This window comes from Niabella aquatica, assembly GCF_054779315.1.
Genome location: NZ_BAAGYM010000013.1, coordinates 1 through 21,349, shown reverse-complemented (window position 1 = coordinate 21,349; position 21,349 = coordinate 1). Strand labels below are relative to the sequence as shown.

Annotated in this window: 20 protein-coding genes and 1 tRNA gene; 13 read left to right on the top strand and 8 right to left on the bottom strand. The window is 40.8% G+C overall.

Annotation, left to right across the window (positions count from 1 at the left end; all coding sequences use genetic code 11):
* Positions 1 to 3 precede the first annotated feature (3 nt).
* The 3 genes from ACYVBM_RS11190 to ACYVBM_RS11180 all read right to left on the bottom strand — a co-directional run bounded on the left by ACYVBM_RS11190 (position 4) and on the right by ACYVBM_RS11180 (position 3,462).
* Complete coding sequence (locus ACYVBM_RS11190) at positions 4 to 183, bottom strand: hypothetical protein (RefSeq protein ID WP_460685742.1); 180 nt, start codon at positions 181 to 183, stop codon at positions 4 to 6.
* Positions 184 to 333: 150 nt separating this feature from the next.
* Positions 334 to 2,832 (bottom strand): PIG-L family deacetylase, encoded by a 2,499-nt coding sequence (locus ACYVBM_RS11185; protein WP_460685741.1) that lies wholly within the window; start codon positions 2,830 to 2,832, stop codon positions 334 to 336.
* 78 nt (positions 2,833 to 2,910) lie between these two features.
* Entirely contained in the window at positions 2,911 to 3,462 is a 552-nt protein-coding gene (locus ACYVBM_RS11180; protein WP_460685740.1) for an LOG family protein, read from the bottom strand.
* 153 nt (positions 3,463 to 3,615) lie between these two features.
* Here ACYVBM_RS11180 and ACYVBM_RS11175 point away from each other — a divergent pair, with 153 nt between their 5' ends.
* The 6 genes from ACYVBM_RS11175 to ACYVBM_RS11150 all read left to right on the top strand — a co-directional run bounded on the left by ACYVBM_RS11175 (position 3,616) and on the right by ACYVBM_RS11150 (position 8,509).
* Entirely contained in the window at positions 3,616 to 5,151 is a 1,536-nt protein-coding gene (locus ACYVBM_RS11175; protein ID WP_460685739.1) for a sodium:solute symporter, read from the top strand.
* A gap of 90 nt (positions 5,152 to 5,241) precedes the next feature.
* Positions 5,242 to 5,874: an O-methyltransferase gene (locus ACYVBM_RS11170; protein ID WP_460685738.1), complete on the top strand. Its 633-nt coding sequence runs from the start codon at positions 5,242 to 5,244 to the stop codon at positions 5,872 to 5,874.
* 37 nt (positions 5,875 to 5,911) lie between these two features.
* Positions 5,912 to 6,916 (top strand): glucosaminidase domain-containing protein, encoded by a 1,005-nt coding sequence (locus ACYVBM_RS11165; RefSeq protein WP_460685737.1) that lies wholly within the window; start codon positions 5,912 to 5,914, stop codon positions 6,914 to 6,916.
* On the top strand, positions 6,913 to 7,449 hold the full coding sequence (gene hpt / locus ACYVBM_RS11160; protein WP_460685736.1) for a hypoxanthine phosphoribosyltransferase: 537 nt from the start codon (positions 6,913 to 6,915) through the stop codon (positions 7,447 to 7,449). The genes ACYVBM_RS11165 and hpt overlap by 4 nt, the downstream gene beginning before the upstream one ends.
* 89 nt (positions 7,450 to 7,538) lie before the next feature.
* On the top strand, positions 7,539 to 8,045 hold the full coding sequence (locus tag ACYVBM_RS11155; protein ID WP_460685735.1) for a hypothetical protein: 507 nt from the start codon (positions 7,539 to 7,541) through the stop codon (positions 8,043 to 8,045).
* Between the two features lie 14 nt (positions 8,046 to 8,059).
* A complete protein-coding gene (locus ACYVBM_RS11150; RefSeq protein ID WP_460685734.1) occupies positions 8,060 to 8,509 on the top strand; it encodes a cytochrome d ubiquinol oxidase subunit II in 450 nt (149 codons plus the stop codon).
* A gap of 168 nt (positions 8,510 to 8,677) precedes the next feature.
* On the opposite strand, the gene ACYVBM_RS11145 is transcribed toward ACYVBM_RS11150, so the two are convergent.
* The 3 genes from ACYVBM_RS11145 to ACYVBM_RS11135 form a co-directional block, all read right to left on the bottom strand.
* Positions 8,678 to 9,865, bottom strand: a complete 1,188-nt coding sequence (locus ACYVBM_RS11145; RefSeq protein ID WP_460685733.1) for a TlpA family protein disulfide reductase — start codon at positions 9,863 to 9,865, stop codon at positions 8,678 to 8,680.
* Between the two features lie 101 nt (positions 9,866 to 9,966).
* Complete coding sequence (locus ACYVBM_RS11140; RefSeq protein ID WP_460685732.1) at positions 9,967 to 11,970, bottom strand: M56 family metallopeptidase; 2,004 nt, start codon at positions 11,968 to 11,970, stop codon at positions 9,967 to 9,969.
* An 84-nt stretch (positions 11,971 to 12,054) separates the two neighbouring features.
* The gene (locus ACYVBM_RS11135) at positions 12,055 to 12,417 is read right to left on the bottom strand and encodes a BlaI/MecI/CopY family transcriptional regulator (RefSeq protein WP_460685731.1); all 363 of its coding nucleotides are present in this window, start codon (positions 12,415 to 12,417) and stop codon (positions 12,055 to 12,057) included.
* 184 nt (positions 12,418 to 12,601) lie between these two features.
* Here ACYVBM_RS11135 and ACYVBM_RS11130 point away from each other — a divergent pair, with 184 nt between their 5' ends.
* Positions 12,602 to 13,099: a TlpA family protein disulfide reductase gene (locus ACYVBM_RS11130; protein WP_460685730.1), complete on the top strand. Its 498-nt coding sequence runs from the start codon at positions 12,602 to 12,604 to the stop codon at positions 13,097 to 13,099.
* A 143-nt stretch (positions 13,100 to 13,242) separates the two neighbouring features.
* On the opposite strand, the gene ACYVBM_RS11125 is transcribed toward ACYVBM_RS11130, so the two are convergent.
* Complete coding sequence (locus ACYVBM_RS11125; RefSeq protein ID WP_460685729.1) at positions 13,243 to 13,623, bottom strand: cupin domain-containing protein; 381 nt, start codon at positions 13,621 to 13,623, stop codon at positions 13,243 to 13,245.
* 126 nt (positions 13,624 to 13,749) lie between these two features.
* On the opposite strand from ACYVBM_RS11125, the gene htpG reads away from it, so the two are divergent.
* The 5 genes from htpG (at position 13,750) to def (ending at position 19,028) form a co-directional block, all read left to right on the top strand.
* Complete coding sequence (gene htpG, locus ACYVBM_RS11120) at positions 13,750 to 15,636, top strand: molecular chaperone HtpG (protein ID WP_460685728.1); 1,887 nt, start codon at positions 13,750 to 13,752, stop codon at positions 15,634 to 15,636.
* Positions 15,637 to 16,028: 392 nt separating this feature from the next.
* A complete protein-coding gene (locus ACYVBM_RS11115; protein WP_460685727.1) occupies positions 16,029 to 16,535 on the top strand; it encodes a pyridoxamine 5'-phosphate oxidase family protein in 507 nt (168 codons plus the stop codon).
* Positions 16,536 to 16,554: 19 nt separating this feature from the next.
* The gene (locus tag ACYVBM_RS11110; RefSeq protein ID WP_460685726.1) at positions 16,555 to 17,760 is read left to right on the top strand and encodes an NAD(P)/FAD-dependent oxidoreductase; all 1,206 of its coding nucleotides are present in this window, start codon (positions 16,555 to 16,557) and stop codon (positions 17,758 to 17,760) included.
* Positions 17,761 to 17,816: 56 nt separating this feature from the next.
* On the top strand, positions 17,817 to 18,395 hold the full coding sequence (locus ACYVBM_RS11105; protein ID WP_460685725.1) for a Crp/Fnr family transcriptional regulator: 579 nt from the start codon (positions 17,817 to 17,819) through the stop codon (positions 18,393 to 18,395).
* 51 nt (positions 18,396 to 18,446) lie between these two features.
* Positions 18,447 to 19,028 carry a peptide deformylase gene (def, locus tag ACYVBM_RS11100; RefSeq protein WP_460685724.1) on the top strand — a complete coding sequence of 194 codons (582 nt, stop codon included), beginning with the start codon at positions 18,447 to 18,449 and terminating at the stop codon, positions 19,026 to 19,028.
* A gap of 58 nt (positions 19,029 to 19,086) precedes the next feature.
* Here def and ACYVBM_RS11095 read toward each other — a convergent pair.
* Positions 19,087 to 19,160 (bottom strand) — tRNA-Pro (locus ACYVBM_RS11095).
* A gap of 241 nt (positions 19,161 to 19,401) precedes the next feature.
* On the opposite strand from ACYVBM_RS11095, the gene ACYVBM_RS11090 reads away from it, so the two are divergent.
* Positions 19,402 to 21,231, top strand: coding sequence for an ATPase, T2SS/T4P/T4SS family (locus ACYVBM_RS11090; protein WP_460685723.1), 1,830 nt, complete (start codon positions 19,402 to 19,404; stop codon positions 21,229 to 21,231).
* The last annotated feature ends 118 nt before the right edge of the window (positions 21,232 to 21,349 follow it).

The following is a 21,349-nucleotide window of genomic DNA, read 5'->3' as shown; positions in this document are numbered from 1 at the left end:
AACTTATCGTTTTGCACGGAAACTATTGAGGAAAACAATACCCAAACCAATTATCAGGCCCAACATCAGGCCCAGCCTTACTTTCTTGATCAGGGTACCAATTACAAGCCCGATCACGATCGCTACGAAAAAGGCCATTTCACCCCGCCGTATATCGATAATGGGTTTTCTATTCTTATTCATTTTTTTATATTTCTTTTACCCGGCAGGTGAATATATGGCACCGGTATTGCGTCGCACAGCGTCGTCGTTCCTGATTTTTACGCATCCTACATAAACGACCGCTATTGTTATAACCTTATAATAATCCTTATCAACTTTTAAACTTATTGACTACTCCTTATTCAACGCAATTAAATTCGCCATCAGCCTCATGGCTCCCGGTACCGCTGCCGGCAGTTCCCTAAAAAACACCAGGCCTGTATAAGTAAAATATCCCTTACCATATTTTGCAACGATCAAACTGCCCTCATCTGCTCTTTCTCCGGGATCGGCCATAGATAGCAGGGGCTGGAAATGACTATCCCAGTTACCGGCATGGTAAATGCTGCGCTCCTGTATCCAATGTTCAAAATCTTTACCGGTAATTTTATTAGGAAAATTAAATGCTTTATGAGTGGGGTCCAGGATAGTTACCTTAGCCTCTTCATCAGTAATACGGTTACGGGTAATGTTAAAATCATAAGGTCCTATTCTTGATCTTACCGTTCCTATGTTATTACTTGTATTATACTGAACAATAAGATTACCTCCGTCTTTTACATAATCCATCAGCTTATCGTAAAACTCATCCATCCACTCGTTGGTATTATAAGCGCGTACCCCTGTTATAATAGCATCAAAGCTTTTCAGGTTGCTTACAGGCAGGGTTGCTTTATCAAGAACAGTTACCTCATACCCCATCCGCTCCAGTATCACCGGAACCTTATCCCCTGCTCCCGGGATATATCCGATTTTCTTACCGGCTGTTTTAAGGTCAATATTGAGCACAGTAATAAAATCAGGATAAAAATACCTGATAACCGGTATATGGTCGTAAGCAATGCTTCGCAAAGCCAGGTGATAACCAATAGTATCCCTGCGGTCTTTTTTATTGGCATAAGCGGTTACTGTGTACACTTCTTCAGGCTTATGGTCATCGGTAACCCCGAAATCAAAAGTTTCCGTTTTGCCATGGGCCAGCTGAACAGTGTGGGTTTGCACACCCGAATAATCAATACCTGTAAGCCCCGCAGTAATATTCCCGTCAATTGCGGTATGTGCGTGCAGCTGTGCTTGTACTTTTTGTGTACGGTGATCCGCTTTGTTAAAGATCAGCATATTCGGAGTGGCTGTTAGTGTAGCCTGCGGAATTATTGGCAAAGGCTGATATACTTCACCCTTTACAGGATCTGTATAGCGATACCTTACCGGTTTTTCAAAAACAAAGTCCTGCCCGGCTATGGTTATTATCAGTTTCGCCGTATACGCCGCCTGTACGCCCGGTACACCAATAAGCTGTTGGTCTGGTACATCAAACAATCCCTCCTCCATTCTTTCCTTCAACCAGTAAGGCTGCGTTATTTCTTTGCTTAATGGAACAGGTATCCTTTTTTCCAAAGTAAAATTCTTATTCTTATCAAGCACCTTATTAACATCTTCCGCAATATCATCAATAAAGAATTTCTTCATTACTGCATCAGTACCTAACCGGTTATTTACTACAAGGTTCACCTGAATATCGGTAGTTTGAACGGCAAACGCCTGGTTACTGTAGACATCTATGTACAAGCCACTGCATTGCGCCACCAGTTGCTGTACTTCTTCTTTCTTCTGACAGAACCAGTATTGGTCGCCCGCCTCATCCATCATCTTATACAACGCCACCAAAGCCGGTACAGATTTTTGAGGCGCGGTTGCATCAAAACTGCTTTCAATAGCTGTAATGGCTTTTTGAATCGCTTCGCCCGCTTTGCCAACCCTGCTCCAGCTTACATCCACGCCATCGAACAGATCTTTTTGAGGAGCATCGCCACCGGTTGTCCTGAAATACTCATAGCTATCCCCTCTTGTAGCTGCCGAACCAAACCCCTGAGATTTATGCTGGCTGCGGCTTTGGGCAGCTATCTCGCCGTAACTTTTGCCCAGCAGGCTATTATAGCCACCAACATTGATGTTAAACTGTGATGGGTCAGTAGTATTGTTACCGCCAAAATTGAAGGTGTTCCATAAGATTCTTTTTGCCTGCCATGGCTTTACATATCCGCCTGACGGCGAGGCATTTTTCAGTTGTGTGGGGAATTGCTTAGGATCAGCCGCAGCCCTAAAAGCTTCTTCTGCCAGAATAGCGCTTGCGGTATGGTGCCCGTGCCCGCCTTCACCGGTTGTGGGGAACCTGGTGATAATAACGTCAGGCTGAAATTTGCGTATTACCCAAACTACATCTGCCAGCACCTGTTCCTTTTTCCATTTGGTAAATGTTTCTTCGGGATTTTTAGAATAGCCAAAATCATACGCTCTTGTAAAAAACTGTTCCCCGCCATCAATACGGCGCGCGGCCAATAGTTCCTGTGTGCGGATCAGGCCCAGCTCAACGCCCTGCTCATCCCCTATGAGGTTTTGCCCGCCATCGCCCCGGGTTAAAGACAGGTAGCCAGTCCGATACAATTGATCATTGGCCAGGTAAGTGATTAAACGTGTATTTTCATCATCGGGATGCGCAGCCACATATAATACCGAACCTAATACGTTCAGCTTTTTGATGTTCTGCAAAATACCTGAGGCCGGTACAGACTGGGCAGCAACTGTGACGGCAAAAAATAAGCATATATAAATAAGGAGTCGAAACTTCATCTCACGAAAATAAAAGAAAACTCCTAAGCGTTCTCCATTTTCCGTTTAATAAATGAATTATCCGCCCGTATCTAAGCATCAGCCTTCGCTAAGCTCTGGTAAAGCCACCAGTTCCCTTACACTTTTTACTACTATAATATTTCTCATAGGGTTTTCATACAAAAAACCACTATACAACATGGTTTGTATATGAGCCAGCAAATGATCATAATAACCATTAAGGTTGATGATATAAATTTTTTTATCATGTATGGAAAGGTTATTCCAGGTGATCATTTCAAACAACTCATCCAAAGTACCGTAACCACCGGGCAAAATAGCTGCCGCATCGCTGAGCTCGTACATTTTCATTTTCCGGGTATGCATATTTTCCACGACCAGCAATTCCGTTAATCCCTTGTGTGAACGCTCCCTGGAGTCTAATATCCGGGGAATGACACCGGTAACTATACCTCCATTATCCATTACTGCATTTGCTACAGCCCCCATCAGCCCAACATTTCCTCCGCCATATACCAGCTTTATACTTTTAGAGGCCATCCAACGGCCCAGTTCCTTCGCCTCCTCAACAAACAGTTCTTCTTTTCCATTTTGAGAGCCGCAAAACACGGCCATACTTTTTATAAACATATTGTACATTTTTACGCTTTCTTATATTCCTTCAGAAAGACCCTAAGGTCTTAAAGACCTATACGTATCGGATTTTTTTACAAAAGAGCAGCAATTTTACCTATCTTCAAAAATTAAAATTGTATTCATACATCCACAAACCAAAAGTTCAATATGTCCGCAGGTTTTTTATTTTCAATAGTTATCGCCTATTTTCTTTTGCTGCTTGCTGTAGCCTGGAGAACCAGCAAGAATAGTAACAATGAATCGTTTTTTATAGGCAACCGGAGTAGTAACTGGATGCTCGTGGCCTTTGGCATGATAGGCACATCGCTGAGCGGCGTAACTTTTGTGAGTGTGCCCGGTGCAGTGGGTAAAGATGCTTTCGGATATATGCAGATTGTACTGGGTTACACCATCGGTTACTTATTGATCGCTTATGTGCTGCTGCCCCTTTATTATCGCTTAAAGCTCACTTCTATTTACGGGTACCTCAAAACCCGTATGGGTATGCTATCTTACAAAACAGGCGCCTGGTTTTTTATTATATCGCGGCTGGTGGGGGCTACGGCGCGGTTGTACCTGGTGGTAAATATTTTACAATTCACCATTTTAGACAGCTTCGGCATCCCCTTCTGGGTTTCAACACTGATTATATTGGTGATGATCATTCTGTATACTTTCGAAGGTGGTGTAAAAACGATTGTATGGACGGATACGCTGCAAACCACCTGTATGCTTGCCGGCCTTATTATATGCAGCATCTATTTACTGAACCATATGGATATGGGTGTAGCCGAAAGCCTCAATGCCATGCGTTCCCAGGGGCTTTCAAAAATATTTAATACAGATGCCAGTTCTGCGGGATATTTTGTAAAGCAAATTCTTGCCGGCGCTTTTATTACATTAAGCATGACCGGTATTGACCAGGAGATGATGCAGAAAAGTATTTCTGTAACCAACCTTAAAGATTCTCAGAAAAACATGGTTTCTCTTTCTGTGATCATGATCGTTGTGATCGGCCTGTTCCTGTACATGGGCGGCCTGTTATATATTTATGGAATCAGCGAAGGCGGCCAGTTTACAGAAGTGGTTCATAATGGCGTTAGCCAGAAAGCTTTTATGCTGGATGGCAAAAACGTGTTGGGCGATACTATATTTCCCGAAGTGGCCGTACATCATATGCCCCCGGTGATTGCAGTTATTTTCGTTATAGCGCTGATATCGGCATTGTTTCCCAGCGCTGACGGGGCAATGACAGCCCTTACCTCCTCTTTTTGCATTGACATTATGGGATTGAAACGCCGTACAGATATGAATGAAAATCAAAAGAAAAGATTTCGCCAGAAAGTGCACCTCGCAGTGGCCTTTTGTTTTTTGATATTAGTATTGATATTTTACTGGATTAATAACAATAGTATGATCGGTATTATTCTTAAACTTGCCGGATATACCTACGGCCCGTTACTGGGCTTGTTTGCCTTTGGCATTTTAACCAAACGCCGGCCCAATGATAAACTCGTTCCATATGTATGTTTTATAGCCCCGGCGCTTTGCTTTTTAATCGATAAATATCAATCAGTCATTTTCGGAAACTTTCAGATCGGCCTTGAACTGATCATTATTAACGCCTTCTTAACATATATAGGTTTATACCTGATTTCAAAACCTGTAAGTGCCGGGGAGCTGGAGCAGGATAGTGTGCATTAAAGCCGGGAAGATCCGGGGACAGATGTATGATGTTGGATTCGGGAATGCTCCTACCCCCACTCAAAACTCACCATCCACAACTCACCTACCATGAACTTTGAACTCCTAACGCAATTCTCTGATCAGTATACAACTCCTGAACCGGACCTGCTGGCCCAAATCAATCGGTTTACGCATCAGCATCACAGGGAGCCGCATATGCTGAGCGGTCATGTGCAGGGCCAGTTACTTAAGATGTTCAGCCAGATGATCCATTCCCGCCGTATCCTCGAAATAGGCACATTTACCGGCTACAGCGCGCTGTGCCTGGCCGAAGGGTTAACGGATGACGGGATACTGCACACTATTGAGTTCAGGGAAGAAACGGCTGCAATTGCTCAGGATTTTTTTAACAGATCGGCATACAAAAACCAGATCAGGCTACATACAGGTAACGCAGCCGAAATTATACCGCAGCTAAACGAAACCTGGGACCTGGTGTTTATAGATGCAGACAAAGTAGGTTATATAAATTATTTTGAGCTGGTTTTGCCTCAGGTTAGGAAAAATGGCTTTATCTTAGCAGATAATATTTTTTTTCATGGCGAAGCGCTGAAAGAAAATACCAGGAGCAAAAGCGCTAAAGCTGTAAAAACGTTTAATGATTTTATTAACCAAAGAACGGATATAGAAAAAGTGGTGCTGACAGTAAGGGACGGGCTTTATTTGATCAGGAAATTATAGCCGCCAGAAAATCAGGGCAACTTCAGAAATTTTTACAATGATTCGGAAATTTATAGCAGCCTCTGTATTTGCTTTTTTAATGCTTGCTGCCCAGGCGCAGACTACCGAGGTAATCACCGGACAATATATTAAAGCCTACAGCGGTATTGCCGTAGAGGAAATGCAACGCACCGGTGTGCCGGCTGCAATTAAATTAGCCCAGGGTATACTGGAAACCATGTCCGGACAAAGTCCGCTGGTATTAAAGTCAAACAATCATTTTGGTATAAAATGCAAACAGGGTTATGACGGGCCTTATGTATTACATGATGACGACCGGCCTCAGGAACGTTTCATGAAATATGAAAGTGCGGACCAGTCCTACCGGGATCATTCCGATTTTTTAAAAAACCGTTCCCGCTATGCTTTCTTATTTGAGCTGGAGCCTACCGATTATAAAGGCTGGGCCTATGGTTTAAAAAAAGCCGGCTATGCCACTAACCCTAAGTATCCGCAAATACTCATTACACTTATTGAAAGATATAACCTTGCCGACTACACCCTGATGGGCCTCGGTAAAATAGCAATGAATGAGGATGTAAGGTCTTATATGGCAAAAAAAGCAGGTATGCCTGTTCCCGAAAAGGCCATTGTAAAAAAAGAGGAGATTCACATATACCCTGAAAGTGATTTTTTGATCAATAACACCAAAGTAGTTTATCTTAAAGCCGGTGCCTCATTAAACGATATTGCAGGAAAGTATAATATTCCGGTAAACAGGCTATATGATATGAATGACTTTAGCGCCCCTTCTGATATCGTAAAAAAAGGAACGCTGGTTTTCCTTCAGCTAAAAAGAACCGTGTCCGATAAAGCGCATCACGAAGTGCAGGCCGGGGAAAGCATTTACGATATTGCCCAGACTGAGGGGATCAGGCTGGCTTCCCTGTTAAAGTATAATAACCTTACCCCATTCGATTCGCCGGCTATAGGTACTCAATTAAAATTGCGCGAAGATGCCGTTTCTCTGGCAACCACCCATTCAGTAACAACCAATTTATGAGCACTATAAAAGTCCACGATAAAACTTTTACAATCTACCTAAACGAAGCGCAGCTGCAAAACCGCATTAAAGAGCTGGCAGCGCTGATCAACAGAGATTATGAGGGCAGGCAGGTGGTTTTTATTGCTATCCTGAATGGTTCGTTTATGTTTGCTGCCGATATTTTTAAATATCTTACAGTAGACAGCAAAATAAGTTTTATTAAGCTTGCTTCTTACAAAGGACTTAACTCAAGCGGAAGCGTAACCACTGCTATAGGCCTTGATACCGACCTTCACGGTAAAAATGTGGTGATCCTTGAAGATATTATCGATACCGGCAAAACCCTGCATTATTTTCTGCCACAACTGCAGCACCAGCAGCCCGCATCGTTAAAAATAGTAACATTACTGCATAAAGCCGAAATGACCACTTACAAAGTACCTATCGATTATACAGGCTTTGTCATTCCCAATAAGTTTGTAGTAGGCTATGGGCTCGATTATGATGGTCTTGGCCGGAATTATAAAGAAATTTACCAGCTGGCTGATTAAGTTTTTATTACCAGAATAATCTCTCCGCATCATTTCATTAGCTGTTGCGTTCTGCTGCAGAACTACGTTATACCTCTAAACCCGCAGATATGAATAAACTATTATCAGGTACAGGAATTGTCATTCTGTTAATTGTGTCATTTCATGCCTGCCAGAAACAATCTGAAGCGGTTAAAACAGAAACGCGTTACGGCTTTTATTTAAAGAATGAGCTAAGTACCCCTGTTTATGTACAAAACGGGTTCAGGTATATCTGGCAGGAAAAGGACACTGTCTTTATTTCCGAAAAGCAAATTATTCAACCCGGAGCAATTATTAAATATTACCCCTATCCGTCTAATCTTACCGGGGTCACTATACCCCGAACTTCAATAGTATCACCGGCTAATACGCTCTGGATAACAATTGGCGACAAAGTCAAATATGACTATAATTGTTACCTTTTTGGTAATACAGGCACTAAGAAACAATGCGATGAAGATGAAGTAAACTTTTTTAACAAGCAAGGCAACTGGACAATAATAAATCATCCTGAAAAAGATAGCGTCAGCAACATATATACGATCAACACAAAAGATTCTTTAGAAGCCCAATAGTTGTAAATTGCAGCATGAAGCGCAATTATCTTTTACTTCTTTTTATACTGATTTGCTTATCCGCTTTATCCGGTGGCCTCACTGCAGGAGTTTCCTTCATTGGTAAGATCGGCATCAGCTTTTTCTATAAGCAATTTTCGTTTTTTCAAAGCTGGTGGCAGTCTGCACTGGTATGTTTTGCCTTAATGCTGATTATTGGCATTATCTTATATTTTATTGACAGGACGCTCAAAGGCATCAAAAGGAAAATGGTGCTGACCCTGTTCTTTCTTATTTTCCTGGCAGGACTTTATTTTACTTTCAGGGATTTCAGGAACGATCTTACTCACCGCTGGCTGGGAGAACGCTTTCATGTAGGTATTTATTTGTATTGGATCGGCTTTTGTATCATCAGCCTGTTTTTTGCATTAACTGATAAAAAGAAAATCACGGTGAACGTAAGGCCGCCGGAGCCGACAGCGTAAAAAAGAGGCTTTTTCAAAAGGATGGTTCAGAAGGTACGCCACAAACCTGACTGGCACAGGCAGGGGTCTAAAGACATAAAGCGTTGTTTTTTATATTTTATTTTTCGCAGCCTTGTGGAGGAAATAAACCACGAAGACTCTAAGACACAAAGAAGAACTTCGTAGTAGCTACAAAGATCTCTCAATCAGCTTTTCCACTTCAGATTTGTTAACACCAGCTTCGGCATATAAAATCCTGCCTTCTTTGTCAATAAGAATAATAGTTGGAAAACCATTTACTCCGTATTCTTTTGCAATACCTCCACCATTTATTAAAACAGGATAGTTTACTTTATGTCTATTACAGAACCAAATCACATCTTCTTTTGGATCGTAAACGTTAATGCTCAATAGCTCAAACTTTTTATTACTAAACTTTTCTTTCAGTTCATTTAAGTGCGGGACACTTTCAATACAAGGTCCACAATTTTTTATCCAAAAATCGAGTAAAACTACTTTTCCTTTAAAAGCGGATAAGGAAAGATTTTTATCTTTATTATAGAATGGAAGTATCCAATCAGGAGCAACGGAACCAACTGTTAGCAGAGGAAATACTTCTTTTTGTTTTGCAATTTTATATTCATCCATGTAAGTTGAGTAATACCATGATAACTCTGATGGCTGCTTCGGATCTGTATTGAAATTTGTAAAACTTGTTTTAATAAGGTCCTCATTTGCGCTATTTGTTTGTATTACCTGTACAGGTAAATATGTTTCTTTGTCAATGATAATTTTGTACAGCAGATTTCTTTCTAATGTTATTGGAAAAAAACTTCCTAAAGGAGTTATCCCTTTTTTCACAAAAGAGATACCAACCCGGTAAAAATAGGTACCGTTCAAAACAGTATCGCCTAAAATTTTGTGTATAGTGCTGTCTGCAATAAATTCAGGCAATACATTTTTTAAAGTAATAATTGAATTATTAAAAAATGAAAAGTTTGCAAATACTTTTTTTCGAGGTTGACTCTCTAACTCAACAGTCTTTTCATTTTTATTTAAATCAAACTTTTCTGTTCCATTGAAAATCCTTATCCATTCTTCGTCTTCAATTTGATATTTCAGACCAACAATAGTGTCGTTACTTTGAAAATCTAAATATATATTTCCGTCTAGTTTATTATAGTAATTTTCTGATGCATAATTTAACTCTAATTGATAATGATAATTTATGCGCTTCAGGTTATCTAATTTATCTAAAGTTTTTTTAAGAACACTATCTGCAATATTGTCTTTTGAAATATCCGGGGTTTCGACCTGAACATTATTTGCAATCCAAAATAAAAGAGGAAAAAAGGTAAAAAATATTGTTTTCATCATTCTCAACTACTTTTTTAAGGGATGCTCATTTTAATCTTATCCCGAATAGTTATGCATCGCAACACACAGCGGCGCCTCAATGAGAGTTAACATCTAATTTTTCACCTGGTGGTAATGATAATAGCCCCTTCTTTGGCTTTTGCGCCATAATACTTCACAGCGCTTTCGCCTTTTAAAACATCTATGGATTTAATGGTATTAGGGGCAAGTTTATCCATATCCTTCTTTTTAGCTTTTTTCCCGTCTATTACGTAATAAGCATTTGCCGGAAGAACTGAGTTACCTCTTACTACGAAATTATTTTCCTGTGCCGCCGGTGATTTTCTGCCATATCCTACCACTACCACCTCATCATTTTTTTTAGTATTTACCTGCACACCGGCCACTTTGCCTTTAAGTGCAGGCACCACGCTTTTCGCTTCATCACCAGAAACGCCCATTTCCGGCCGTTCCGCAAGCGGATTTAAAACCATAGTATCAGCGCTTATTTTAGTATCACCAGGAGAAATCCATCCTTTCGCATTACCCGCAATCACCATGTATTTCCCGTCGGCACTCATTATTACTTTATTAGCTTCCATTTCTTGTAATCCACCACTTCCGCCCTGTCTTAAATATACCCTGTCGCCTTTTGCAGAAATAGTAATAGTATCCCTTCCTGGACGGTGTTTTTTTGTAGTAACTAATACAACCCCGTTTTTACTTCCTTCAGCGCCATATAAAGATGTCGCGGCAGCATCTTTTAAAATATTAATACTTTCAATATAATCCGGCTTTACATTCTTTAGTTCACTGCTCTTGATAGGCAAGCCATCTAAAACATACAACGGCTCTTTGCCATCAGATGCTTCTATCCCTCTTATTACAACTGGAGTTGATGCCGCGTCTTTGGTTGTGATTTTTACTACGCCATTGGCAGCTTTATCGCCATATAAGGAAGTAGCTTGGGCATCTTTCAAAACACTAATACTTTCTATATCTGCTGCATCAATCAGGTTTAAATCAAACCCTTTTTCTTTTTCATCGCCATCCACAATTATCAATGGTAGTTTTTCTGCGCGAATCTCATTCTTAAAAAAAATAAAGGCAGGTGGCTTTTTTTCTACTGGTATGGTATCTATTGCATTACCTGCTAATGCAGGTGCTGTAACGGGTTTTGTTACCAGCATATTTGCACCTGTTGTATCTAAACTACTAACCGTGGAATTGTAAACAGCCTGATTCTTTTCTTCGTACTTTATCACTTCTTTTCTAAAGCTAAGTAATAAAACAGCCACTACCGGTAACAAAAACATAAATTTTATTAAATGTACCTTAGCGCTCTGGAGGGTATTCATCATCGCAATACGTTTTTTAAGAGATGAAAAATTAAAATGATTGGTAAAAGCGAACTGCCGGTTGCCCATTACTTTTAATAATAAATACTGGTACTCTTTTTTATCCAGGCCGTTTTGCAGCACTTTATGGTCTGCTATAAACTCCAGGTTTTGCTTTACATTATGGCGTAGCAACCATACAAACGGGTTGAACCAGTTAAGGATACAAATCCATTCGCACCAAAGAATGTCTATGGTATGCCTTTGCTTTACATGCACAAACTCATGGCGTATAATTTCTTCCAGTTCTTCGCCATAATGCATTTCCATATTAATGAATATAGAATTACCAAAAGAAAAAGGAGTGATATGATCATTCAGCTGGTAAATTCTTGTTTGATCGTCCGACAACAGCTGTGCCCTGGATTTCATCTTTTTGAAAGAGTAAAACCGTATAAAGAATCTTACCAGCAAAACCAGGCTTCCGGTTACCAGTACGGCAACAGACCAATCCCAATAGGTAAGTGTTTCAAAAAAGCCCTGCTCCTGCGGTATAGTAAAATTTATAACAGGTATCCATTGCATTACCACAGCGCTTTGCAGATCGCGCTTTTGCAGCGATGGCATAATATCAATTAAAGGGATAATAAAGCTTAAAGCCGTATAACCCAGCAGGTACCAGCGGTTCCAGTTGTAAAAAGTAAGCCTTCTTAAAAACAGCTGGTAAAACAGGTACACTACTCCCAGGCATATATTGAGTTTGAGTATATAATCTATGATAACAGGCATATAATTAAGCGTTGAGTAGACAGATGACAGTTGACAAAAAACAATTACTTCCTCTCTTTTGAAGAGCGTTGGGTTGGGGCGAGGTTACTTCTTTTTTCCTCCTTCAATCATTTTCACTATTTCTTTCAGCTCATCAGCAGAAAGCTTCTTCTGATCTACAAAAAAATTAACCAGCTCTTTGTAAGAGTTGCTGAAATAGTCTTTAACCACGTTCCCCATAAATTTCCTTTTATACTCTTCCTCGGTAACGACAGGTTTGTACACATAAGTATTGCCAAAAAGGCGGCCTGATATATAACCTTTTTTTTCCAGGTTTTTAATAGTTGACGCAATGGTGGTATAAGGGCCAGGGTTCGGTATATGCTCCATATAAGCTTTTACATGCCCTTCTCCTACTTTCCATATTGCTATCATCAGCTGCTCTTCCTGTGGTGTAAGCTTTATCATTTTTACGATTTTAATGCCAAATTACGAACTTATCGTAGATAAACAAATTTTTTTCTTCTTTGCAGCCAAATGGCTCCGAAATACATCAAAACATTACCTTTATCTATTGGCACGAAAATTTCCGGGATATTACCTGTTAATTAATAAACAGGGTTCAGGATTGGATCAAAATAAAAATTTACGCATGAAAAAATATGTATCAGCATTATTGATCTCGTTTTTTATCAGTTGTATGGCACTGGGCCAGGAAGCGCCTTTATATCTGAAGCAGAAAACGCCCCCGCCTGCGGTACTCTTACTTACCGACAGCACTACCAAATGGCCCTTAAAAGCAAGGTTACAAAAAGATAAACCTTTGCTGATTATATTTTTCAGCCCCGATTGCGACCATTGCCAGCATGAAACTGAGGAGCTTATTAAGAATATCAGTAAGTTCAAAGGTATACAGATCGTAATGGCGACTACCCAGCCTTTTGGCGACATGAAGCAATTTGCAGCGAAATACAAATTATTACAGCATGGTATTACCGTAGGACGGGATATTGCTTATGTAATGCCGCCCTATTACGAAATGAAAAACCTGCCTTACCTGGCCTTTTATGACAAGAACAAAAAACTGATCTCCACTTTTGAAGGGTCTTTAGGTATCCCGGGCATATTGAAAGCCTTTGGAAGGCAATAGTTGTGTTAAAGGAAATCTTTCGGCAGCGAGATGGAACGTGTATATGCCAGCGCCCTATATTCAATTTTCAACGCTCAATCGTCCAATACTGAATATCACATATTGAGTATTGTAAAAAGAAAATACTGATTAGTCGTATATATTTATAGAAAATCCTCCCTTGCAGGTGTAAAAGCATCTATCAGTGTACCGGCTTCTTTACAAATGCAGCCATGCCATACACCGGGAGGCACAAAATAACCATCGCCCTGCTTTAATATTTTCACTTCATCGCCAATGGTCAGTTCAAAGCTGCCGCTTTCTACATAACTTACCTGTACATGCGGGTGCTGGTGCATGGCTCCTACAGCTCCCGTTTCAAACTTCACCTTTACCATCATTAATTTATCATCGTGGCCCATCATTTGTCTTGAAACACCATTGCCAAGATCCGTCCACCCGATATCATCCTTCATCTGGAAAAAAAGCTCGTTATACATAAGGCTAAGATAGGATAACCTAAACGAATATGAATACTTGATCATACTCAAAGACAGATTTGAGCTTTTATAGCGCTATTCAATGAAATTTTTGCACCGGAACTGTCAATCTGGCTTTCTGGCTCCCTACGGTATCAATTTTGATAAAAAACCATAAAAAATATATTCAATATGGTTCAGGAAAAAGGTACTATATCCATTCACACAGAGAACATATTCCCTATAATTAAAAAATTTTTATACAGCGACCATGAAATTTTTCTTCGCGAGCTGGTTTCAAATGCTGTAGATGCTATTCAAAAGGCTAAAAGGCTGGTTTCCTTAGGTCAGTTTAACGGAGAGCTCGGCGAACCTCTGGTACAGGTAAAGCTCGATAAAGCGGCTAAAACCATTACCATTTCCGATAATGGAATTGGTATGACCGCTGAAGAAATCAGGAAATATATCAATCAGGTAGCATTTTCAGGTGCAAGTGAGTTCCTGGAAAAATTTAAAGAAGCAAAAGATGCTAACGAGATCATTGGCCAGTTTGGGTTAGGCTTTTATTCTGCGTTTATGGTAGCTGATAAAGTTGAAATTCAGACCCTAAGCTACCAGGAGGGGGCAACGCCTGCCCAATGGGTTTGCGATGGCAGCACCGAGTTTGAAATGAGCCCGGGAAGCCGTACCGAACGCGGAACGGATGTGATTCTTTATATTAATGAAGAGAATAAAGACTTTTTAGAAGATTATAAAATACAATCGATCTTAGATAAATACGCGAAATTTCTTCCCGTTCCTGTTCAGTTTGGCACCAGAACCGAGAGCCAGCCTGACGGAGAAGATGCTGATGGCAAACCAAAGTATAAAGATGTTGAAGTTCCTAATATTATCAATACAGTTAAGCCTATCTGGACAAAGCCGCCATCTGAATTAAAGGATGAAGACTACCTGAGTTTCTATAAGGAGCTTTACCCGTTCAGCGAAGATCCCTTGTTCTGGATACATCTGAATGTAGATTATCCTTTCAACCTTACCGGCGTATTGTATTTTCCAAAAATTAAAAACGAGGTAGAAGTACAGCGTAATAAAATAAAGCTGTTCAGCAGGCAGGTATTTATCACAGATGATGTAAAAGATATTGTTCCCGAGTTTTTAATGCTGCTGCATGGTGTAATTGATTCGCCTGATATTCCGCTGAATGTGTCGCGTTCTTTCTTGCAGGCCGATGGCAATGTAAAAAAGATCAATACCTATATCACTAAAAAAGTAGCTGATAAACTGGCTGAGTTATTTAAGAATGACAGGAAAAGCTACGAAGAGAAATGGACCGACATTGGTGTGTTTGTAAAATATGGAATCATCAGCGAGCCGAAATTCGCTGAGAGGGCTAAAGACTTTGTGCTGCTGGGCAATGTAAGCAAAGAGTACTATACTTTACAGGAATACCGGGAAAAAGTAGCGGCTAATCAAACTGACAAAGACGGGAACGTTGTGTACTTATATGCTGCCAATGCAGATAGGCAACACAGCTATATCAGCGCTGCGGAAAAGAAGGGATACGATGTATTACTGCTGGATGGTCCGCTGGACAACCATTTCATCAGCCACCTGGAGCGCGATCTGGAGAAAACCCAGATCAAACGCGTTGATGCCGATGTAGTGGAAAAGCTGATCTCTAAAGATGAAAACATAGAAAGCAGTCTGAGCGAAGAGCAGAGCAAACAGCTGGAGAACGTATTTAAAGAAGCCATCACCAAACCAGGTATGGAAGTAAGCATTGAAAATTTATCTCCCGATGCGATGCCTGTTACCGTAACTATGGATGAATTTATGCGTCGTATGAAAGATATGGCAGCCATGGGTGGTGGTATGAGCTTTTATGGCTCCATGCCGGACAGGTATAAAGTAGCGGTAAACGCCAATAGCCCGCTGGCAGGCAAAATTCTGGCTGAAACAAATGCCGATACTCAAAAAGCATTGGCACAGCAGGCTTTTGACCTGGCTTTATTAGCCCAGGGCATGCTGACCGGAGCAGAGCTGACCGCTTTTGTCGAAAGAAGCGTAAAAATGATTTGACGCCAGGAACCTGGTAATCATTCAAGAGGCTGTATTATTTTTAATACAGCCTCTTTTTATTCTTTAAAACACAATGTAAATCCGCTACCCATATTTGCTGATCTAAATATAAAAAAGCCGCTTTTGCACTGCTGCCAACGAAGAATAGTATACAAATTTTAAACAAATACATTCATTAGCTTCACATACAGAAGAAGGTTCCTTTTTACTGTAGCATATCCTCATTGCTGTTTTAAGAATCACAATAAACAACTCCGTTTTCATAAGCCGGTAAATAAATAAGAAAAATTGGACGAATTTTTGATATATAAGAGTAAGTTTTCTAAAATGAAAACCATGACTAATATTTTATTATATTTAATTCAATTTAATCATCAGTAAATAATAATCCTATGAGTACAGAAAACCTGCACAACCACGAAGCCATCGGGAAGCTCAAAGAAATGATCGATAAAATCGACGTTGGCATGTTGTGTTCCTTTACTTCACAAGGCGACTATCCCCACGCCATTCCCATGAGCCGGCAGGAAGTGGATGAAGAGGGCAATATCTGGTTTCTTTTTTCTTCGGAAAGTGAAACATATCACAATCTCCAAAATAATAAAAAAGTAAGCCTGCTCTATGCGCATGTAGGCAATTACAATTTTTTAAGTATCAACGGAACGGCTGAAATTTCTCAGGACCAGGCAAGGATCGATAAATACTGGAACAAAATGATCGGAGCCTGGTTTGAGAAAGGAAAAGAAGATCCCCGCATACGGGTTCTGAAAGTAATACCTGCTGAAGCATACTACTGGGATAATAAGTCCAATAAGCTGGTTACAATAATGAAAGTAGCGGCCAGTGCAATTACTGGCCAGCAACTGGATATTGGCCGGGAAGGTGAACTGAACTTATAGTATTTTTACCGGTTACTATATGGATTTAAAATCGAATGAACCATTCTGGCTGATTAAGAACGGGCTGCTGACTACTTATCCTTCCCTGAAAGAAAAGGTGGAATGCGATGTACTGGTGGTAGGTAGCGGAATTACCGGAAGCCTGATAGCACACCAATGCATCAGCGATGGCTATAAAACCATCCTGATCGATAAGCGGGAAATTGCTAACGGCAGTTCGTCGGCAACCACTTCTATGTTACAATACGAAATTGATACCCCTCTCTATGAATTAATAGAAAAGATTGGCGAAAAAGGGGCGCTGGCCAGCTACATGGCCTGCTCCCGATCCATAGACCAGCTAGGTAAAATTGCGGGGAAAATAAGATCCCGTGCAGGTTTTGAAAAGAAAAATTCGCTTTATTTCGCAGCTTTGAAAAAAGACGTAACAGATCTGAAAAAAGAATTTGAAGCCCGCAAAAAAGCAGGATTTAATGTAAAATGGATGGAACCCGATGACATTGTAAAGCAATATAACCTGCATGAAACCTATGGCGGCATTCTTTCCCGGCAAGGCGGCAGTGTAGATGCATTTATGCTGGTGCACGAGCTGCTGGCATATAACCAGAAGAAAGGATTGCAGGTGTATGACAGAACGGAGCTTATAAAGGTGAGATACAAGGGGCGCACCAATGAAGTTACACTACATACAGGGGCCATCATCAGGTGTAAAAAAATTGTGTATTGTGTAGGTTATGAAAGCGCTGCTATGATCAAAGAAAAATTTGTTGACCTGATCAGCACTTATGCGATCGTATCTGAAGTAATGCCTGATATCAGCAGGCGATATAAAAATTTGCTTATTTGGAATACGGCCGATCCGTATATTTATATGCGTACTACCGATGATGACCGCATGCTGATCGGGGGCGAAGACGAAACATTCCGCAACCCTCAAAAGCGAGATGCGCTGATCCATAAAAAAGAAAAAAAATTGCTTAACACTTTTGAAAAATATTTGCCGCATACGCCGTTCTGGTCAGACTTTGCATGGGCGGGTACTTTTGGTAAAACAAAAGACGGCCTGCCTTATATCGGCCCGCATAAAGACTTTAAAAATTCGTATTTTGTTTTAGGATTTGGAGGTAACGGTATTACTTTTTCCGTTACCGGGATGGAAATGGTATCCAACTGGCTGAAAGGTAAAAAGCACTTGCTGGCTCCCTATTTTGCGTTTGGCAGGTAGCTTTGCAAAAGATCAGGAATGGTTTGTTTAATGGCACCTCAGTAAACCTACCTCTAATGGGGCATATCAGAGCATATTATGAGCATATCATACATCTAAAAGAAGCAGAATGGGACTTTATTGCTGCCCATTTTGCAAGAAAAGTGTTTGCCCGGAACGAAATTATCACCCGCCGGGGCGAAACTGAATCACATCTTTCATTCATTGAAACAGGAATTGTGCGTTTTTATATCCCTGATGCTTCTGAAAGCTTCCCGGACGAATTGACCTTTAACTTTAATTTCAGCAAGGAGTTTACCTGTGCTTATGACTCTTTCCTAACCCAAACTCCTTCAGAATACGAGATGCAGGCTCTGGTACCCACTATTGTCTGGCAGATTTCTTATGAGAACCTGCAAAAAGTTTATTCCAGCACAGAAGCGGGAAACTACTTAGGCAGGTTCGCATCTGAAAAGCTTTTCCTCGCGAAAAGCAAAAGAGAACTTTCCTTGTTGAAATATACTGCAAAAGAGCGGTACTTAAATCTCTTTAAAGAGCAACCTGAAATTATAAGGCTCATTCCGCTTAAGTATGTAGCCTCCTATATTGGTATTACACCACAGGCACTGAGCAGGATACGCCGGGAAATTATTTAACATAGGTTCATTGCCTGGCCCGTTTGTTCTTCGGAATTTTGTCAAAACAAAATGAGAAGAAAAATTATAGCATACGGACACAGCGTCTTAAAACAGAAATGCAAAGAGATCAGCAGGGATTTTCCTCAGCTCGATCTGTTGATTGCCGATATGTGGGAAACAATGATAAAAGCCGATGGCTGTGGATTATCTGCATCGCAGATTGGCTTTCCTATCAGGCTTTTTATCGTTGACAGTAAAACAACTTTCGAAAATCTTGATGAACCAGACCGGCAAATTTATTACGGTAAAGAAGACAAAGGGATTATGGAAACATTCATCAATGCAAAAATCATTGAACGTTCCCTGGAAACATTGGAAGATGAAGAAGGCTGTTTAAGCATCCCTGGTCTCAGCCGGAAAGTAGTAAGAAACCAGACGATCAAAATAGCATACAGTAATCAATATTTTGACAGGAAAATAAAGATATTTGGCGGCACAACAGCCCGGATGATACAACACGAATTTGACCATACCGAAGGAATCTTATATCTTGACTATTTGAAACCATTAACCAAAAAGCTAATGGAGTCAAAACTCAGGAAAATAATGAAAGGGCAAATCCATCCCAAATACCCAATGAAGTTCGGATAGCATTCATTCATGCACTGCAATAAAAAAAGTTCAGCATTGCTGCTGAACTTTTTTTCAGTCGGGACGACTAGATTCGAACTAGCGACCCCTTGCACCCCATGCAAGTGCGCTACCGGGCTGCGCTACGTCCCGAAACCGATTCCGCATAATCGCCGGAAGAGGTGCAAAGGTACAAAATTTTCTGTTCAAAATATATGTATAATTTTAAATTTCAAATGGCTGTATAACCATTGATGAAAATAGGTAAACCTGTTCTTGGAAACCATACATACGATAAAAATATTACGATCCTACCCAAATTACCAGCTATCATTGGCTTATTATTGACCTGGAATCCTTTTAATTTGCAAAAACTCAATAACCAAGGTCCTTCATGCATCCATATATACAACATCTCATCCATTGTATTCATCTCGAAGAGAAAGAGCAGAAAGAGCGCTATCAGCTTAACCAGGCGCATACCTTAAAAGCGCTTAAGGCAGAAGGCTTGGCTTTGCATCCGTTAACTATTACAGGAAAAAGTTTTGGATATGCCGACTATCCCGAGATAAACTTCAGGTTAAAATATCCGGCCGAAACCAATTTGTTCAGGGATAGCGCAGCTATTGAATGTTTTATACAAGGGCAGGAGCCTGTTAAAGGACTGTTGCTGAATATAGAAGGAAGATCCGGCACAGTCAGGTTGTTTGCGCCCGATTTTCCGGACTGGATAGAAGATGAAGGAGTTGGTATTAAGCTGGCTCCCGACACAAGAACCACCGGCATCATGAAGCAGGCGCTGACAGATATTGAGAACAATAAGCGCCTTTTCCAATTGTTTGAAAAATTACATGGAAGTAAGCAGGCAGTTGCCATATCTTCCATTCGTTACAATAACCTTTCATTCTACAATAAGCATTTAAATCAAAGCCAGCAGCAGGCAGTAGCAGCCATCGCCCAAAATCAGGAATTAATTATTGTGCACGGGCCTCCAGGCACAGGTAAAACCACTACGCTTATAGAAGCTATCCGGCAGCTAACCGCCAATAATGAAAAAATACTGTTATCGGCTCCCAGTAATGCAGCTGTAGACAATATCTGTAAAGGATTGCTTCATACAGGAGTAAAACTATTACGGGTTGGAAATACCGGCAAAACAGATGAAGCCGTGCTTCCGTACACACCAGAGGGAAGACTAAGCCAAAGCAAAATGCAAAAAGATATCCGCCAGCTAAAGCTGCGGGCAGAGGAGTTCAGGCGCATGGCCCTTAAGTACAAACGCAATTTTGGAAAAGCAGAAAGAGAGCAGCGCCATTTATTGCTAAAAGAAGTAAAAAATATACGCGGCGAAATAAAACAATTGCAGCAATACAACGAAGAAAAGCTGTATGCGGAAGCCCAGGTAATCGCAGGTACTCCTGTTGGCTTATATGATGCCGGCGTCGAAAAAATCACATTCAGCCACCTGATTATTGACGAAGCCGGGCAGTGTATTGAACCCCTGGCCTGGTGCATCTTTCCGTTTGCGCCCAGGGTTGTATTAGCAGGCGATCATTGGCAGCTTCCTCCAACGGTGCTGAGCACAGCTGCCATCAAAGCAGGACTCAACCGTTCTGTACTTGAAATAGCTATTGAGCACGCTACCCGGGTGTACCTGCTCAATACCCAGTACAGGATGCGCCCATTAATAGCAGGTTTTAGCAATCAATACTTCTATAATGGCTTATTGCAATCAGCAGCTCACCTGGTAAACTCCGGCACGCATCTGACTTTTATTGATACGGCAGGATCAGGATTTAATGAAACACACGGTCCTGACGGCGTCAGTCTTCAAAACGAAGGAGAACTTTATATTATGAAGCAGCTCTTATTGAACGAAGCATTTATACCAGAAAATACCGCCTTTATTTCACCTTATGCCGGACAGGTTTTATTATCAAAAGAAATCCTTCCCGGGGGAATACGTACCAGTACCATTGACAGCTTCCAGGGACAGGAGAAGCCTGTTATCCTGCTGTCATTGGTAAGAAGCAATGAAGAAGGTCAGATCGGCTTTTTAAAAGACTATCGCAGAATGAATGTAGCCATTACCAGGGCCCGTGAACATCTGATTGTTATTGGAGACAGTGCCACTATAGGCGCTGATAGCTTCTACCAGTCTTTTTTAAATTATGTGGAACAACAGGGTACTTATAGAACGGTATGGGAATTTAGCATGGAATAGCGCTTACTTTTCTTCAGGGTGTTCCCGAAAATTAAAAGATAGTCGTTGTACGATTATTTTCGTACATTAAGAGAGGGTGTCAAATTCATCATTTGTTTGTTGGGTGAGTATTTTTACT